The organism is Bacteroidota bacterium, from assembly GCA_039714315.1.
Lineage (GTDB): Bacteria > Bacteroidota > Bacteroidia > Flavobacteriales > JADGDT01 > JADGDT01.
In genome coordinates this window covers 1-17693 of the sequence record JBDLJM010000004.1, presented here as the reverse complement: position 1 = coordinate 17693, position 17693 = coordinate 1, and the positions used below count along the sequence as shown (strand labels likewise).

At 36.6% G+C, this 17693-nt stretch carries 13 protein-coding genes; 8 read left to right on the top strand and 5 right to left on the bottom strand.

Annotated features, from left to right (window positions below; all coding sequences use genetic code 11):
- Positions 1-59: 59 nt before the first annotated feature.
- A complete protein-coding gene (locus ABFR62_01150; GenBank protein MEN8137019.1) occupies positions 60-2288 on the bottom strand; it encodes a TonB-dependent receptor in 2229 nt (742 codons plus the stop codon).
- A gap of 58 nt (positions 2289-2346) precedes the next feature.
- Positions 2347-2802 carry a thioesterase family protein gene (locus ABFR62_01145; GenBank protein ID MEN8137018.1) on the bottom strand — a complete coding sequence of 152 codons (456 nt, stop codon included), beginning with the start codon at positions 2800-2802 and terminating at the stop codon, positions 2347-2349.
- Between the two features lie 121 nt (positions 2803-2923).
- On the opposite strand from ABFR62_01145, the gene ABFR62_01140 reads away from it, so the two are divergent.
- From ABFR62_01140 to ABFR62_01130, 3 genes are all read left to right on the top strand, one after another.
- Positions 2924-3871 (top strand): tRNA-dihydrouridine synthase family protein, encoded by a 948-nt coding sequence (locus ABFR62_01140; GenBank protein ID MEN8137017.1) that lies wholly within the window; start codon positions 2924-2926, stop codon positions 3869-3871.
- Positions 3872-3999: 128 nt separating this feature from the next.
- Positions 4000-5973 (top strand): type I pullulanase, encoded by a 1974-nt coding sequence (pulA, locus tag ABFR62_01135; protein ID MEN8137016.1) that lies wholly within the window; start codon positions 4000-4002, stop codon positions 5971-5973.
- A gap of 32 nt (positions 5974-6005) precedes the next feature.
- Positions 6006-6851, top strand: coding sequence for an endonuclease/exonuclease/phosphatase family protein (locus tag ABFR62_01130; GenBank protein ID MEN8137015.1), 846 nt, complete (start codon positions 6006-6008; stop codon positions 6849-6851).
- A gap of 112 nt (positions 6852-6963) precedes the next feature.
- Here ABFR62_01130 and ABFR62_01125 read toward each other — a convergent pair whose 3' ends face one another.
- Both ABFR62_01125 and ABFR62_01120 read right to left on the bottom strand, forming a co-directional pair.
- Positions 6964-7518, bottom strand: coding sequence for an acetate uptake transporter (locus tag ABFR62_01125; protein ID MEN8137014.1), 555 nt, complete (start codon positions 7516-7518; stop codon positions 6964-6966).
- A gap of 185 nt (positions 7519-7703) precedes the next feature.
- Positions 7704-9212, bottom strand: coding sequence for an MFS transporter (locus ABFR62_01120; GenBank protein MEN8137013.1), 1509 nt, complete (start codon positions 9210-9212; stop codon positions 7704-7706).
- Positions 9213-9339: 127 nt separating this feature from the next.
- Here ABFR62_01120 and ABFR62_01115 point away from each other — a divergent pair, with 127 nt between their 5' ends.
- From ABFR62_01115 to ABFR62_01095, 5 genes are all read left to right on the top strand, one after another.
- A complete protein-coding gene (locus ABFR62_01115; GenBank protein MEN8137012.1) occupies positions 9340-10818 on the top strand; it encodes an acetyl-CoA carboxylase biotin carboxylase subunit in 1479 nt (492 codons plus the stop codon).
- Entirely contained in the window at positions 10794-11495 is a 702-nt protein-coding gene (locus ABFR62_01110) for a DUF4294 domain-containing protein (protein ID MEN8137011.1), read from the top strand. The genes ABFR62_01115 and ABFR62_01110 overlap by 25 nt, the downstream gene beginning before the upstream one ends.
- Before the next feature lie 96 nt (positions 11496-11591).
- Positions 11592-12065 carry a DUF6495 family protein gene (locus tag ABFR62_01105; GenBank protein ID MEN8137010.1) on the top strand — a complete coding sequence of 158 codons (474 nt, stop codon included), beginning with the start codon at positions 11592-11594 and terminating at the stop codon, positions 12063-12065.
- 420 nt (positions 12066-12485) lie between these two features.
- A complete protein-coding gene (locus ABFR62_01100) occupies positions 12486-13067 on the top strand; it encodes a TlpA disulfide reductase family protein (protein MEN8137009.1) in 582 nt (193 codons plus the stop codon).
- Between the two features lie 551 nt (positions 13068-13618).
- Positions 13619-16999: a methylmalonyl-CoA mutase family protein gene (locus ABFR62_01095; protein MEN8137008.1), complete on the top strand. Its 3381-nt coding sequence runs from the start codon at positions 13619-13621 to the stop codon at positions 16997-16999.
- A gap of 141 nt (positions 17000-17140) precedes the next feature.
- Here the strand turns inward: ABFR62_01095 and ABFR62_01090 are convergent.
- A partial coding sequence (locus ABFR62_01090) for a DUF1349 domain-containing protein (protein MEN8137007.1) occupies positions 17141-17693 on the bottom strand: 553 nt, incomplete at its 5' end.

The following is a 17693-nucleotide window of genomic DNA, read 5'->3' as shown; positions in this document are numbered from 1 at the left end:
TGCAAAAGTAGTTATATTATTTTAAATTAAGGAGCAATATGTTAAAACATAAATGTTGGTTATTTTGTTGTATTTAACCGTGTTTCTATATTGAATTTAATGCCCATATAAAAATTGATTCCCTGTCCTTCAATATCCATATATTTCAACCTCGAAAGGTGGTCGATATACTTAGTGTTCAAGAGGTTTTTAACTCCTGTATCGATTAAGAAGGAGTAATTTTTTAACCTTATTTCTAATTCTGCACCTGCATTAATGAGGTTGTAACTTTGGGTTTCTGTTTCGAACTGCCCTATTCTGTTTTGGTCAAACTTGTAGATGTCCTGAATGAAAATATTTTTTATTCTGAAAACATCCCCTTTGGAAAGCATTACTTTTAAGGTGTTGTTTATCCTTGTAGCCGGAATAAGTGGCAGCGGGTTGCCATTTTTGTCTTCTGCAAATACCGTTGAAATATCACTGCGAATATGTAGCCAGTGCACTCCATGAGGGTGAATGTGAATTCCCATTTCGCCACCGTATAGTATCGCATCTTTTTGTTTGTATTCGTAAACCGGAATATTGTTAATTAACTCACCTTTTGGAGCCAGGAATATGTAGTTGTTTATGTTGTTGAAAAATGGATTTACCGAAAAGTTTAAGTGGTCGTTTGTATAATTTAATCCTATATCGAACTGATTGGAGAATTCACTGACCAGATTTTGATTTCCTTTTACGTATCTGTTAACACTTCCTAAGCTACCATTGGAAAGTAATTCGGCAGAGTTTGGAGCTCTAAAACCTGAAGATAAATTAGCTCTGATATATGCTTTATTTAATTTATATACCGAACCTATAGAGTAGTTAATGCTTTTGTAGTCATTTGTAAATTCGGGAAACTTCACAAAGTCCCCAACTTTCTTTTCTTCAGAATTAATCAACCTGTAATCTGCTCTTAATCCGCCCTGAATGTCAAAATTTCCACTGCTATAATTTACCAGCGAGAATAGCCCTATGTCTCTTGTTACATAATCTGGTATAACCATTCCCAATCCGGAATTTTTGTTGCTTTGATGCATTCCCTGAGAGCCCAAAATGATTGAAAATTTATTGTTTATTTTAGTTGAATACCATTTTAAATTATAAGTAAATGTTTCCAGTCCCATATTTATATTCGCATTGTTGAAGTCAACTTTATGGGCTTTACGTACATCGTTTGAGTATCCTAAAATCAAATTTAATTTTGAATCACCCGTAAAAACAGTATTGTCGAAACTCAGGCTGTTAGTTGTTAGGCTTACGAAAGGAATTTCTATTTTATTAATACTATTTCCATCATAAATAGAGTCTTGCGCAATTCCATACGAGTTTTCGAAGTATGAATATCTGAGGTTGGAAATCCAACTTTTGCCGGCATAGCCCAGAGAGAGCTTTAGATTTTGGTCTTCGAAACGAGTATTATATACGTTCTCATTAGAGGGTAATTTATAATCACTTGCTTTGTTTAATCCTCCAAAAGCATTGAGACTGAATTTACCTTTATTAATTTTTAAGCCAAGCTGATTTTGGGTTTGTTTATTGTTGAAAAAATATTTTGTTTGAGCAGAACCTTCAATGCTATTTTGTTTTGCATAGCGTTCATCAACAAAGTATATAACACCTGCTAATGCGTCAGAGCCGTAAAGTAGTGATGCAGGCCCTTTAATAACTTCAACTGACTCTATTCCAATATCGCTTATTCCCAAACCGTGATCGGCACCCCATTGTTGATTTTCAACTCTTATACCCTGCGAATATGTAAGTATCCTGTTTCCTGTAAGTCCCCTGATTATCGGTTTACCTACACTGGCACCAACCGAAATTTGATCAACTCCCGGAATTTCTGCAATTGCTCCGCTTAAATTTATAGGCGAAGATGTGTAAAGTTCATTTAGCTTGCGATTTTCGATAGCCACAATGTTTTCACTTTGTAGTTTTCCACCCGGAACAGCTACAATCACGTCTTCTAAGGTTATATGACTTTTTTCCATCTCTAAAACTATGTCGTCTTCGGATGTGTAGATAGTTGTTGACAGTGTTTTGTAACCTATAAACGAAATTAGGACTTTTAATTGATGCGAAGCAAAATCCTGTGCGTGAAAATATCCTTCTTCATCGGTTGATGTTCCTGTTTTAGACTCGTAAAAAAACACATCAGCATAAGAAATTGGTTCTCTGCTGACTTTATCAATTACTTTCACTTTTAAACTCTGTGCAAATGATAGGGAGCTCCAAATGATAAATACAGATAAAAGTATTTTTCTAAACATAATGTATCGGTTTGTAGGTTATTAATTGTAATGTGGAAAATGGGCTTTTTAACAGATCTTAAGATTTTAACTTATTTTCTATCCATTTAAAATCATCGGATTTGAATTTTTCCAGGAAGTATTTGTTTAATTCTTCCGGTGGAGCAGTCAGTTTTCTTCGCTTTATATCGATCCATGCTCCTTCAACTGTTATTATTGCTACTAAAGTATCTTCATTTTTATAGATATGATGTAGCATGTTCCATCTGTGACCACTTTCGGAAAGTCCGATTACTTCAACATGAACTCTTATGTTTTCACCTATATGAACCTCTTTAATAAATTTTGTTTCTTCCCTAAGTAAAACCGGCCCCAGTCCTAATTTTGTTATTCTTTTCATGTCGAAATTACTTTCAACTAAAAGATCGAGACGTAATTGTGCAGCACAGTCATTATACACTGTATGTCGCATATGGTGGTTTGCATCGAAATCGCTCCATCGGGTTTCGAATATTTTACTGAATTTATTCTTCATTTTAGAATGTTTATAAATAAGCGAAATTAAGTATAATTAATCTAAAAGGAGAGGTCTTATAATAAAAAGTTATTTGCTATAAAGAATTAAGTCTTCGTATTTTTGTAACAAAACAGAAAGAATGTATAAAATCCATTTTGGACCTTTACAGGGGTTTACAAATCATACATACCGACGATTACATAAAAAATATTTTGGAGGGGTTGATAAATACTACTCCCCTTATTTGCGTTTCGAAAAAAACAAGGATTTTAAAAAGTCTTCATTTAGAGATTTATTACCGGAGAACAATATAGATATTCCATTTGTGCCACAGGTACTGGGGAGTAATGCTGATATTTTTATCGATGTGGCAAAGCAAATTGAGGAATGGGGCTATAAAGAGCTTAACTGGAATTTGGGTTGTCCGTACCCGATGGTTACCAAAAGAGGGTTTGGTTCTGCTTTGGTAGCTAAACCTGATGAAGTTAGAGATATACTGGAAAAAGTATTTCCCAAATTAACTGTTGGCTTATCTGTTAAATGCAGGCTTGGTTTAAGCGATGAAAATGAAATATATAAACTGATAGAAGTTTTAAACGATTTCGAAATAAAAGAACTTACAGTACATACGCGAATTGCCAAACAGCTTTATAAAGGAAAGGCGGATCCACTGAAATTTGTACCTCTGATTGAAAAATCCAGGCATAAGTTGATTTATAACGGAGATATTACGAGTGTAGAGGAAATAGATAAGTTAAATAAAGTGTTTGGCGGAAAACAAGATGATTTTATGATCGGGCGAGGATTGTTGATGAATCCATTTTTGGCTGCGGAGATTAAAGGGCGGAATTTCAATGATGTTGAGAAGAAAAAAATAATAACAAATTTTCACAGTGAATTATTTCAAAGTTATAGAGACAGTTTGCAGGCATCTCATTTACTTGTTACGATGAAATCACAGTGGGAATATTTGTCCTTTTTGTTTGAAGATCAGCGAAAGAGCTATAAAAGAATAAAAAAAGCTCAAACAATAGAGCATTATAACGATTCGGTTGAGGAGGTTTTGAATTCAAAATTACGGGGTTAAGATAGTACCAGTTTAGAGTAATAATTTTTACTTTTGGGAATTGAAAACTAAATAACAGAATATAAATTTAGATTATGAATTTTTATATAATTAGAAGTTTTTTTAAAATATTGATACTGTTTAGTGTTATGATATCAGTAATAGCCTGTTCAGAGGAAAAAAAAGAGGAATATAGTAGTTATGAATCGTACCCTGTTTATGAAGGGAAAGATTTAGGAGTAATTTACTCGAAAGAAAAAACAACTTTCAAGCTTTGGTCTCCCAATGCTGAAGAAGTTGTTATCAGGTTGTATGATGAAAGCATTGGAGGAAGTTCCACAGATGAAATTTCGTTGGAAAAAGCCGACAAAGGTGTTTGGACAACTGATATAAAAGATGATATTAAAAATAAGTATTATACTTTTCAAATAAAAGGCGACGGAAAGTGGAATTCCGAAGAGGCTGATCCCTATGCCAAAGCCGTAGGAGTGAATGGTAAACGGGGAATGGTTATTGACCTTAGGGATACTGATCCGGAAGGCTGGGACGAAGATAAACGTCCTGAATTAAATGGAGTTGAGGATATTATTCTTTATGAAATTCAGGTTCGCGATATGTCGATTGATGAGAGTTCGGGGATAAGTAACAAAGGTAAGTTTACAGGACTTTCGGAATTCGGCACAAAAAACGGAGACGGATTAAGTACGGGGATAGACCATATTAAAGAAATGGGAGTTACACATGTGCATATACTACCTGCATTCGACTTCAGATCTATCGATGAAACCAAACCGGAGTTGAATAAGTATAATTGGGGCTATGATCCACAGAATTACAATGTTCCTGAGGGATCGTTTTCTACAAATCCTTATGACGGGAAGGTTAGGGTGAAAGAGTTTAAGGAAATGGTTAAGGCTTTTCATGAAGCCGGTTTACGTGTGGTTCTGGATGTAGTTTACAATCATACCGGATATACTCATGAATCAAATTTCGATCAGCTTGTACCGGGGTATTATTATCGTCAGTGGAAAGACGGAAAATACAGTGATGCTTCGGCATGTGGAAATGAAACTGCTTCGGACCGTGAGATGATGAGAAAGTTTATTGTTGAGTCTGTAGTATACTGGGCTGAGGAGTATCATCTTGACGGATTTAGGTTTGACCTGATGGGTATTCACGATATAGAAACAATGAACGATATTGATAAGGCTGTGAAGGAGGTAGATTCAAGTATTTTTGTATACGGAGAGGGCTGGACTGCAGGAGATTCGCCCCTGCCGGTTGCAGATAGAGCTATAAAAGCCAATGCATCAAAACTGACTACTATTGCTGTTTTCTCTGACGACATCAGGGATGGAATAAAAGGAAGCTGGAACAATCACGAAAGTAAGGGCTATGTTAGCGGTAACCTTGAAAAAAGAGAAGATGTGAGGTTTGGAATAATAGCTTCTACTCAACATCCCGATTTAGATTATTCGAAAGTTGATTATGTGAAAGAAGCATATTCTAAATCACCATTACAAACAATAAGTTACGTTTCCTGTCATGATAACCATACTCTTTACGATAAGTTGAAAGCTTCTAATAAAGAGGCTTCTGAAGAAGAAATAATTAAGATGTCTAAACTGTCGAATACTATTGTTTTAACCTCTCAGGGAATTCCGTTTTTACATGCCGGAGTTGAAATGGGAAGGACAAAGCAGGGAGTTGAGAACTCTTACGAATCGCATGACAGTATTAATAAGATTGACTGGTCGTTGAAGACAAAAAATTCGGAGCTTGTTAATTATTACAAAGGTCTTATCAAATTGAGAAATGATCATCCTGCCTTTAAGATGACATCATCGGAGTTGATCCAGAAAAATTTGAAGTTCGACAACAACGATGACAAGGAAGTAATTTCATATACAATAAACGGTGAAGCTGTAAATGACAAATGGAAACAGATAAAAGTAATTTTAAACGTTTCTAAAGAAATAAAAAATATTGAAGTTGGAGAAGGTTGGAAACTGGCTTTAGATGGAGATAAGGTATTGTTGGATGGTTCTGAAAATGAAAATATTTATTCAAAAGGGAAGGCTGATATTCCCGGTGTGTCGGCTGTTATTTTGTTTAAGGAATAGAACTTAACCTGGAATAATTACATACAATAGCTATGCGTAATCTAATTATTTTAATGCTGATAGTTTTTTTGCCGGGTATTATAATTTCCCAGGAGATTACGTTGATGAGCTATAATATAAGATACGATAATGAGGAGGATGGAGTAAATGTTTGGTTCAACAGGCGCGATGATGTACTGGCTGTAATAAAAAAGAATAATCCGGAGGTATTGGGTATTCAGGAGGCATTGGTACATCAGCTTAAATATTTAGTAGACAATACAAAATATTCGTATGTAGGCCGGGGGCGAGATGACGGAAAGGAAGCGGGGGAGTTTGTTCCGATTCTTTTTGATACTACCAGGGTGAAATTGCTTGATTCCGGTATGTTTTGGCTTTCGGAAACACCTGATAAGCCATCATTAGGCTGGGATGCATGTTGTAAAAGGGTAGTTACATGGGCTGAGTTTGAGTCTGCCGGCAAACAATTTTTTTATTTCAATACACACTTTGATCATAAAGGGGAAGTAGCTGTAAAAATGAGCAGTGAATTATTGTTGAAAAAAGTAAACGAAGTAGTAAAAAATTCAGCTGTATTTATTGGTGGCGATTTTAATTCAACTATTGAAGGTTGCAGTTATCAGTATTTTGTAGATCCTGAGTTTTCATTGAGGGTAATGGACAGTTATACAAAAGCAGGTGAATTAGATTACGACAGACCGACAACTTATAGAGGTTTTGATATTTCTAATGCGGAAAACGGTGTGATGATTGATTACATCTTTTTTAAAAACGGGATAGAAATACTGTCCTATAAGATTGACTCTTCCAATAACAGTATTTTTTATTTTTCGGATCACATGCCAATAGTGATAAGGGCAAATTTTTTAAGAAAATAATAAGTAATAAAAAAATGGTCAGACTCAAAAGAGGCTGACCATTTTAGCGTTCAATAATTATTCAAAATAAATACAAGCTAAGCTCGTATTATCTTTTTTATATAGAAATAGTTTATCCCAGAGGAACTACTTCTTTTTTATATTCCTGATTGATTACCTGTCCTAATGAAGCATAAATAGCTGACAGACCTGTGAAAATACCTTCGTATCCTGCGATAGTTTTTATCGTAGTGCTATGTGTAAAATCAGCTGCTGCCAATAAGAAGAACAGTAGTGTTAAGCTTCCAAATATTACCTGAGTAGCTCTGTTGTGCTTTAAAGATGCGATAAACATTCCTCCTGTGAAGATTCCCCACATGATCAGGTAGTATCCCATAGATTCTTTTGTCGGTCCTTCTCCGATTCCAAGTACCGGTAATGCCCAGATAGCAACAAGCGAAAGCCAGAAAAATCCGTAAGAGGTAAATGCTGTCAAGCCAAAAGTGTTATCTTTCTTTTCTTCCAGTATACCGGCTACAACCTGTGCCAGACCACCAACAAAAATTCCCATACCCATAACCGTTGTGTCAAGAGCAGTAATTCCTGCGTTATGAATATTTAACAACACAGTTGTCATTCCGAAACCTATCAGTCCTAACGGAGCCGGATTTGCAGTATTATTTCCCATCTAAAATTTTATTTTTTCAGCCGGCAAAAGTAGTATATTTTTCCGGATAGCTATAGTTTTTGTTATATTTTAGACAAACAGGTATATAGAGCTTATGATTAGTTGAGAATATAGGATGAATATCAAAAAAAAAACGCTCCAAATCAAGCCTGATTCAGAGCGTTTTTTTTTGATAAATACCAGATTTATGCTTCAGCTTTTTTAGATAGTGGTTCTTTTACAAAAATCCATAAAACAGCAGAAATTGTCAATGTAACTGTTGTAATAATGAACAGTACATTTTTATTTTCGGCATGTTTTACAATTTCTCCCATTTTAAAACTTGCAACAAGCTGTGGTAAAACCACTGAAAGATTAAAGAGGCCCATGAAAAGTCCCATTTTAGCCTGATCTACTCTTTCCGACATAATTGCAAAAGGAAGAGATATGGTTGATGCCCATCCAATACCTACTACAGCCATCATTACGTAAAGTATAAATTTATGCCCGTCGCCAAAGAAAAGTATTCCTGCGTAGCCAATGGCCATTATTGCTATTGATATCATGTGTACTTTCACACGACTGTACTTTTTTGCTAAGGGTCCTAATACCAGTGCGGGTAAAATTGCACCAACAAGATTTAGGACCAAAAAAGAAATTGATATTACAACTCCTATTTGGTTGTTTGCTTCGGTTGCCAGTTCGGCATCGGGGCTATGTCCCAGAATATTACTTTTTACGTAGGCAAACATGTAAACAAACATACTTTGTACTCCCCACCATGTGAAAGCATGAGCAAGCAGTATTTTTTGAAATTCATTTTTATCATTTTCATTATTCCTGCCGCCTGTAATTATCTTCAATCCAAGAATGACGGTTAAACCAATTGCAAAGTATTCTACTATGTTTCCGGAAACATTAAAGTCAGTAAGTTGTTTAATAATCACATAAACTCCATATAGTAGGAATCCGAATAAGGGTAAAATGGATTCAAATATTTCTTTGTAATCAGTTTTTGTATTAGTGTTCTCTTTGTCCGTAACATCGTTGTGGCTCTGTATCTCTTTTGGCTCTTCGATAAAGAACGGAGGGATCAGAGAGAATAAAAGCACAAGTATAACCCCAAAATATATTAAAAAGTAATTATTGAAATAAGCACCGATCGCATATGCCAATACTCCGAATGTTCCTGATATTGTTTGCATCCATGTATAGCCGTTGGTTCTTTTGTTACCTTCGGGTGTTACATCGGCAATTATTGATCTCGTTGGATTAAACGAAATATTGATCGATAAATCCAGGGTAATAGCAACAGCGATAGCAATTCCAAGGGTAGCACCGTCAAAACCTAAAGAGTGGCCTATTACATCAATGTTTGGAAGAGCCAAAAGCATTAATGCAGCCAAAAAACCACCAATAAGAATAAATGGTCTTCTTCGTCCGTTTAGAAACCAAACGTTATCAGAAATTGCTCCTACAATTGGTTGGGCAATAATTCCCGCTAAGGGACCAGCTGCCCATACAATTCCCACTTCGTGTATGTCGAATCCGTATTTTGTAGATAAAATCCAGCTTAAGGCTGCAATTTGAACAGACAATGCAAATCCCATTGCAGTGGCCGGTAATGACAATAATGCATAAAAAGCATTATTTAGTTTTTGTTGTGCTTTAATCATTTCCTCATTTTTTATGGCCGTAAATATAGTGTATTTCATACACTATGAAAACGTTTTTTTATTTTTTACCACATATATACATCTCTAAATTAGTTGAATTTAATAATAATTTTTACTTTCATAAATCCTTAGTAATAATATAGATGGATTAATTAAATAAATATTCATGAAACGATTACTTGTCGCTAATAGGGGAGAGATTGCCATCAGGGTAATGTCGACCGCGAAGAAAATGGGAATAACAACAGTAGCTATTTATTCAAAGGCAGATAAAGATGCTCCTTTTACTAAATATGCAGATGAAGCATACTATATTGGTGAGTCGCCATCAGCCAAATCATACTTAAATCAGGAGAGAATTATTGAGTTGTGTTTGGATAAAAAGATTGATGCAATTCATCCCGGCTATGGTTTTTTATCCGAAAACGCTGATTTTGCGTTATTGGTGGAGCAATCCGGTATCATATTTGTAGGTCCTGAATCGGGCAGTATGCGTTTGATGGGGGACAAGCTGAGGGCAAAAGAAGCTGTAGAGAATTATGGAATACCTCTATTGCCGGGGACTGAAGGGGCTGTGAAGGATATAAATGAGGCAAAAGCTTTGTGTGAGAGTATAGGATATCCGGTTCTGATAAAGGCATCGGCAGGAGGAGGAGGAAAAGGGATGCGGATTGTTGAAAACAAGGAGGAATTTGAAGAACAGATGAAGCTTGCAGTTTCGGAGGCAAAATCAGCATTTGGAAACGGTGAAGTGTTTATAGAAAAATATATTACCTCTCCAAGGCATATTGAATTTCAGGTGTTGGCCGATAAACATGGAAACATTATTCACCTGTTCGACAGGGAGTGTTCTATTCAACGCCGGCATCAAAAGGTTATTGAAGAGGCACCGTCTTCGGTATTGGATGATAAACTGAGAGAAGAAATGGGAAAAGCTGCTGTGGATGTAGCTAAATCCTGTAATTATGTTGGAGCCGGAACAGTTGAGTTTTTACTCGATGAGAATAAAAAGTTCTATTTCATGGAGATGAATACCCGTTTACAGGTAGAGCATCCGGTAACCGAGTACATTACAGGAGTTGATCTGGTTGAGCAGCAAATAAAGGTGGCCAGAGGTGAAAAGCTTTCTATATTGCAAAATGATCTTTCAATAAACGGTCATGCAGTAGAATTACGTGTTTATGCTGAAGATCCAAGAAATAATTTCCTGCCCGATATTGGGGCGTTGAGGTATTATAAACATCCTGAAGGAGAAAATATAAGAGTTGACGACGGTTATGAGGAAGGAATGAAAATTCCGATATATTATGATCCCATGCTTTCAAAGCTAATTACCTATGGTAGTAACAGAGAGGAAGCTATTGATAAAATGATTGAGGCATGTCAGAAGTATAAGGTTGTTGGACCTAAAACAACGCTGGGATTTGGCAGATATGTTATGAAGCATGAAGCTTTCAGAAGCGGGGATTTTGATACGCATTTTATAAAAAATCATTTTTCAGTTGAAAAATATGATGAATCCTATCGTCAGGAAGAGAAAATGGGCATTATATTTGCTGCATCTTATTTGGCCAGGCTAAAAAGTAAAAAGCTTGTCACTCAAATTAACTTAGAGAGCAATTGGAAAAGAAATCGAATGTTATAGTATTAGTTTTGCTTCTTTTGAGCGGATTTATTTCTGCTCAGAATATATCTGTTGATTCTACCCAAACGGATAGTTTAATTGCTAATCCAATAATTAGCTTGGATTATGATTTAGAGGAAATGCAGGTTTTTATGCTGAAGGAAGTAATGGTGTTTAACAGACCTGAATTTAATTCATGGGAGGAGAAAAAAAGGTATTATATTTTAAGAAGGAGAACAAAAAAAGTTTACCCATACGCAATTTTAGCGGCGGAAAGATTAGAGCAGTTGGATGTCAGACTGTCGAGAATTAAAAGTAAATCAGCCAAAAAAAAATACATAAAAATAGTAAACGATTATCTCGAAGGAGAATTTGCACCCACTCTTAAAAAGTTTACACAATCGGAAGGGCGAATTTTACTAAAGCTTCTTTACCGCCAATCAGGAAGAACAGCTTTTAATATAATTAAAGATTATAAAAGCGGATGGAATGCATTTTGGTCTAATACTACCGCGAAGATGTTCAACCTTTCGCTAAAGGCTGAATATAATCCATTCAAGTATAAACAGGATTTAGCTATTGAAAGCGTTCTTAGGGAATCATTCGAAAACGGGTCTCTGGAGTATGAATCTGCATTTTGGGAGAGTCTGGATATGAATGACCCTTATTTTGATCCGCCTGTTTCCGAAGAAAAATAATTTTGCGTTATTTGCACGCAGTTACCTGCCTGTCGGATGACAGCTTTGGAGTTCGATGATGAGTTGAACTACAAACAATAAACCTCAAACATAATTATGAAATATACAAGGTTAACAAAAGAACAATTTGAGATTTTTCATGAAAAATTTGCCGAGTTTTTAGCAAGCCAGCAGATAGATAATGATGAATGGAAGAAGATAGTTGAAACCAATCCGAAGATGACAGAAGAGCAACTGGATTTGTTCAGCGATATAGTGTGGGAAGATGCTTTGGGAAATGCCGAATATCTGGAGCATGTCGGTCCTAAAGATTTGAAGGTCTTTTATTTTATGAAGAATAAGGTCAGAATGATTTCTGTGAAAATAAACGAGGGATTGGAGATAGACCTCACGGCAAATGACGGGATAAGAAAACTTTTCGAAAATATTATGGACGAAAGGATAGAGCTGTATAAAGGGGAGAAAAAGTTTGATGAAAAACGTAATGAGGAAATGTTTCAGTTGATAACCGAAGGCTGTATGATAACTGATGACAGAATTTATAAGGCTTTGAGTGAGGCTGTAGGTTAAGTTTAAAGATAAAAGGCTAAAGATACCTGCCTGCGTGACTCAGTCAGGCAGGAAAGATAAAAGATAAAAGATAAAAGATAAAAGGGTAAAGATAAAAGATTAAAGATACCTGCCTGCGTGACTCAGTCAGGCAGGAAAGATAAAAGGCTAAAGATACCTGCCTGCGTGACTCAGTCAGGCAGGAAAGATAAAAGATAAAAGGCTAAAGTCTAAATCGATGTCAGGAGATTTACCGGGTACTGTGTTTAGGCTTAGCCTATGAAATGCTGAATAATATCACAGAGTAACAGCTGAATTTTATCACCGAGCTTTGGGGATTAGAGTACCAGCGAGGTAAAGCGAAAGTACCGGCGAGGTAAAGCAGATCCTGAATTTATTTCAGGGTAAAAAGTTAATAGTGAAAAGAAAATAAGGTAAATAATGAAAATATTAAAGTCAAAAGAGTTTTATAAGAATGTAGCGTTTCTAGCGTTTTTAGCCATAATACTGGTGCCTAACCCTGTTGGGAAAGAAATTAAAGTTCTTGTTTCTAAGTTAAGGGTTTTGGTTTTGAATCCATCTGTTGAAAATGCAGAGAATCAAGAGCAGCTATCTAAATTCGATTATGAATGGCAGTTGATGGATGCCGGAGGTAATGCCGTTTCTCTGGCTCAGTTTCAGGGAAAGGTTATTCTTGTAAATCACTGGGCTACATGGTGTCCGCCATGTGTTGCCGAGATGCCAAGTTTTCAGAAGCTGTATAATGATTACGGAGATAAAGTTGCTTTTCTTTTCGTAACCAGTGATGACAGAAGTAAAACTGAAGCATTTTTGAAAAAGAAAGACCTTAGTTTACCTGTTTACCAGCAGGTATCGCAGGCACCGGCAAAACTTTTCACAAATACATTGCCAACAACTTTTCTAATAGATCAGAATGGAAAAATTCTGATTGATGAAACCGGAGCCAGCGACTGGAACGGTAAGAGTATGAGAGGGATTTTGGATAAGCTTTTGGCGGAGTGAGTTTTAAAGAGGAAAGAGGAAAAAGATAAAAGATAAAAGAGAGAAAAAAGATAAAAGATAAAAGAGATACCTGCCTGCGTGACTCAGTCAGGCAGGAAAGAGGAAAAAGATAAAAGATAAAAGATACCTGCCTGCGTGACTCAGTCAGGCAGGAAAGAGGAAAGATAAAAGGAAAAGTTCAAGGTTCAAAGGGTTTTCGGTTTACAGCTTGAGTTGGATTATGTGTATACTGCGGCAGGGATAATAGTGGCAGCTTTTGCCCGGCAATTGTATTGAGATATTCTGTTTAAGAGTGATTGGAGGAACTCCTTAAACGGAATTTAGCGAAAACAATTGCCGGGCAAAACTATAACGGATAGCCCGTTTGCCGCCCAAATAGAAAATAATTAAAAAAACACTTATTTCAAATTAATATAGAAATAGGTGTTTTTAGTTTATAGGGGTAAGTTATTTTCCGGTTAAGGTTTGCTATTTTGATATAGTCTCTGAGGCTGTATCTCCTGTAAATATTTTATATTGCAGTGCAAAAATAAAACAAGCAGACATTAACAATGAATGATATAGAGGTTTATAAGCCAAAAAACAAAATTAGGATTGTTACGGCAGCTTCATTGTTCGACGGGCACGATGCATCGATCAATATAATGAGGCGGATTATACAAAATACCGGAGTGGAAGTTATTCATTTGGGGCATGACAGATCGGTTGAAGAGGTGGTGTATACTGCCATTCATGAAGATGCAAATGCAATTGCAATGACTTCTTATCAGGGAGGACATATGGAGTACTTTAAGTATATGTATGATCTTTTAAAGGAGAATAATTCAGAGCACATCAGGATTTATGGAGGAGGAGGAGGAGTAATTCTTCCGGAGGAGATTGAAGAACTGATGAATTACGGTATTGCCAGAATCTATTCGCCTGACGATGGCAGGGAAATGGGGCTGCAGGGAATGATTAACGATATAGTTAAAAATTCTGATTATGCAAGCGGTGAAGATATAAATGGAGAGTTAAAAGATTTTCTTAAAAAGGATGCCCGGGCAATAGCAAGGTTGATTTCTTCGGTAGAGAATTTTCCTGTTGAATCGAAGGATTTTCTCAATGATATTCACTTAATAGCACAAAAATCTACTACACCTGTATTGGGGATTACAGGTACCGGAGGAGCCGGAAAATCGTCGTTGGTCGATGAGTTGGTACGCAGATTTTTAATGGACTTTGACGATAAGGATATTGCGGTTATTTCTGTTGATCCGTCAAAAAGAAGAACCGGAGGAGCTTTGTTGGGAGATAGAATACGCATGAATTCTATTAATAATTCAAGGGTTTATATGCGTTCTCTGGCTACACGACAGGCTAATTTGGCACTTTCGCAACACGTACATGAAGCTATACAAATACTGAAGGCAGCTAAATATGACCTGATTATTTTAGAAACTTCGGGTATCGGACAGTCTGATACGGAGATCTTAGATCATTCTGATGTTTCGTTGTATGTAATGACACCCGAGTACGGTGCGGCAACTCAATTGGAGAAAATTGATATGCTAGATTTTGCCGATGTTATAGCTCTTAACAAGTTCGACAAGAGAGGTGCTTTGGATGCACTTAGGGATGTTCAGAAACAATATCAGCGCAATCACAATGCATTTGATAAAGCCGTTGATCAGATGCCGGTTTACGGAACAATAGCATCTCAGTTTAACGATCCGGGAATGAACAGGCTTTATCTGAAAATGATGAACTTAATTTCAGAGAAAAGTGAGGTTTCTTTTAAATCAGAACTTTTATCGGATAGTGAAGAATCGGAAAAAGTTTATATTATTCCGCCTAACAGAATACGTTATCTTTCGGAAATTGCCGAAAGCAACCGTAACTACGACAAATGGACCAGAGATCAAAAGGAAATTGCGCAGAAACTGTTCGCTCTTCAAAAAACTATTGAGACTCTTCGGGAGTCGGAAGTTGAAGATAAAGACAGGCTGATAAAGCAGCTGGAAGAAAGTTTTAATAAGATCCAACTCGATTTGGATCCTCATAATTTAGAGATAATTAAATCCTGGGAAGGCAAGAAGAAGAAATACAAGGATGAAGTTTATAAATTCAAAGTTCGCGATAAAGAACTTTCTATAAAAACTCATTCCGAAAGTTTATCTCACACCCAAATTCCAAAGATTTCCTTACCTAAATATTCCGCCTGGGGCGATTTGCTCTACTGGAATTTGCAGGAAAATGTTCCAGGTGAATTTCCTTATACAGCCGGACTTTTCCCTTTTAAAAGAGAAGGAGAAGATCCTACAAGAATGTTTGCCGGAGAAGGCGGACCTGAGCGTACAAACCGTCGTTTCCACTACGTGAGTAAGGGCATGCCGGCAAAGCGACTTTCCACTGCTTTTGATAGTGCTACTCTTTATGGCAGTAATCCTGATACACGTCCTGATATTTACGGGAAAATTGGAAATTCAGGAGTCTCAATTGCAAGTTTAGATGATGCTAAGAAACTGTATTCAGGTTTTGATCTATGTGCGGCTACAACTTCGGTAAGTATGACTATTAATGGTCCTGCTCCGATAATGTTGGCTTTCTTTATGAATGCGGCAATTGATCAGCAATGTGAACTTTACATAAAAGAAAATGGCTTAGAAGCGGAAGTTGAGAAAAAAATCAACGAAATATATAAGGCTAAAGGTGTTGACCGGCCGGTTTATAGGGGTGAATTACCTGAAGGTAACGATGGTTTAGGACTGATGTTACTTGGAGTTACAGGTGATTTAGTACTCGACGCTGCTGTTTACAATAAAATTAAAACAGAGACTGTTACTAAAGTCAGGGGAACTGTACAGGCCGATATCCTTAAGGAGGATCAGGCGCAGAATACATGTATTTTTTCTACGGAATTTGCCTTGAGACTGATGGGAGATGTTCAGGAGCATTTTATCCAAAACGGGGTTAGGAACTTTTATTCGGTTTCAATATCGGGATACCATATAGCCGAGGCGGGAGCAAATCCAATAACACAGTTGGCTCTTACCCTGGCAAATGGCTTTACATATGTAGAGTACTATTTGAGCAGGGGTATGGATATCAATAAATTCGGGCCAAACCTGTCGTTCTTTTTCTCGAATGGGATTGATGCCGAATACGCTGTAATCGGACGCGTTGCAAGAAGAATCTGGTCAAAAGCATTGAAGCATAAATACGGAGCTAATTCAAGGGCTCAAATGTTGAAGTACCATATTCAAACTTCGGGCAGGTCGTTGCATGCGCAGGAGATAGATTTTAATGACATCAGAACTACTCTTCAGGCACTTTATGCGATTTATGACAATACAAATTCGCTGCATACTAATGCTTATGATGAAGCTATAACAACACCTACCGAAGAGTCGGTACGAAGGGCTATGGCCATTCAGTTGATTATTAACAGAGAATTAGGGCTGGCTAAGAATGAAAACCCTATGCAGGGTTCTTTCATCACAGAAGAACTTACTGATTTGGTTGAAGAGGCTGTTTTGGCTGAATTTGACAGGATTACCGAAAGGGGAGGTGTTTTAGGTGCTATGGAAACAATGTACCAGCGTTCTAAAATTCAGGAAGAATCACTGTATTACGAAACATTGAAACACAGTGGAGAGTTCCCGATCATTGGAGTAAATACTTTCTTAAGTGCTAAAGGTTCGCCAACTGTTCTTCCACGTGAGGTAATAAGGGCTACAGAGGAGGAGAAACAAAATCAGATTAATAACCTCAACAATCTTCACGAGGGTTATTCGGAAGAGAGTAAGAGAATGCTTAATAAGGTTCAGCAGGCAGCGGTGCACAACGAAAATGTCTTTGAAGTACTTATGGAGGCAGGGAAAGTGTGTTCTATCGGGCAGATTACTCAGGCATTGTTCGAAGTAGGAGGTCAGTACAGGAGAAATATGTAATTTCTATTCTCCCCGGCTATGTTTGGGAACTGCGATCAGAAATTAATGCTTATAAATTGAAAAAAAAGCTGTCTCAGGATTGAAAATATCAAAAAAATGAGACAGCTTTATATATAACTTTTAATAAAAAAATACCTGAATCTAGTTCGAGAGTCCGGTTATTTTAAATTCCTCGAAAGTTGCTTCAAATCCTTTACCTTTTGGACTTGCAGCCATCATACCAGCCATAATGTTTTTTTGTTTTGGAAGGTATGATATGTTACTCATTATGTATATTTCACCATCTAATGAGTAGTATATTTCAACAGCATCTGTTTTTCGTATTGCTTTTATCCATATTTGTTTCAGGTTACTCCTTAGGGGGATTATATTCCAGCTGCTGTGTTTGTTTGTGGTTACGGTACTTAGATTATAAACACCATCAACATATTCAACTCCTGTTTTAATCCAGTGTTCTTCATCCAGTCTCAGCATTAATCCCATCTGATCGTAGAGAGTGTTGTAATTTCCTTTGATTTTAACACTTACCTCAAAATCTCCTTCTATGTTTGTATAGTAAAAAGGTCCATTATCCTGTATAAATCCGTAATGGGTTATGCGCCAGTAATCAGATTTTTGAGTGACGAACATTGATAGGGTATCATTTTCGTAGTCCCATTTTACAGGCTCATTATACCATTTCATATGTATATAA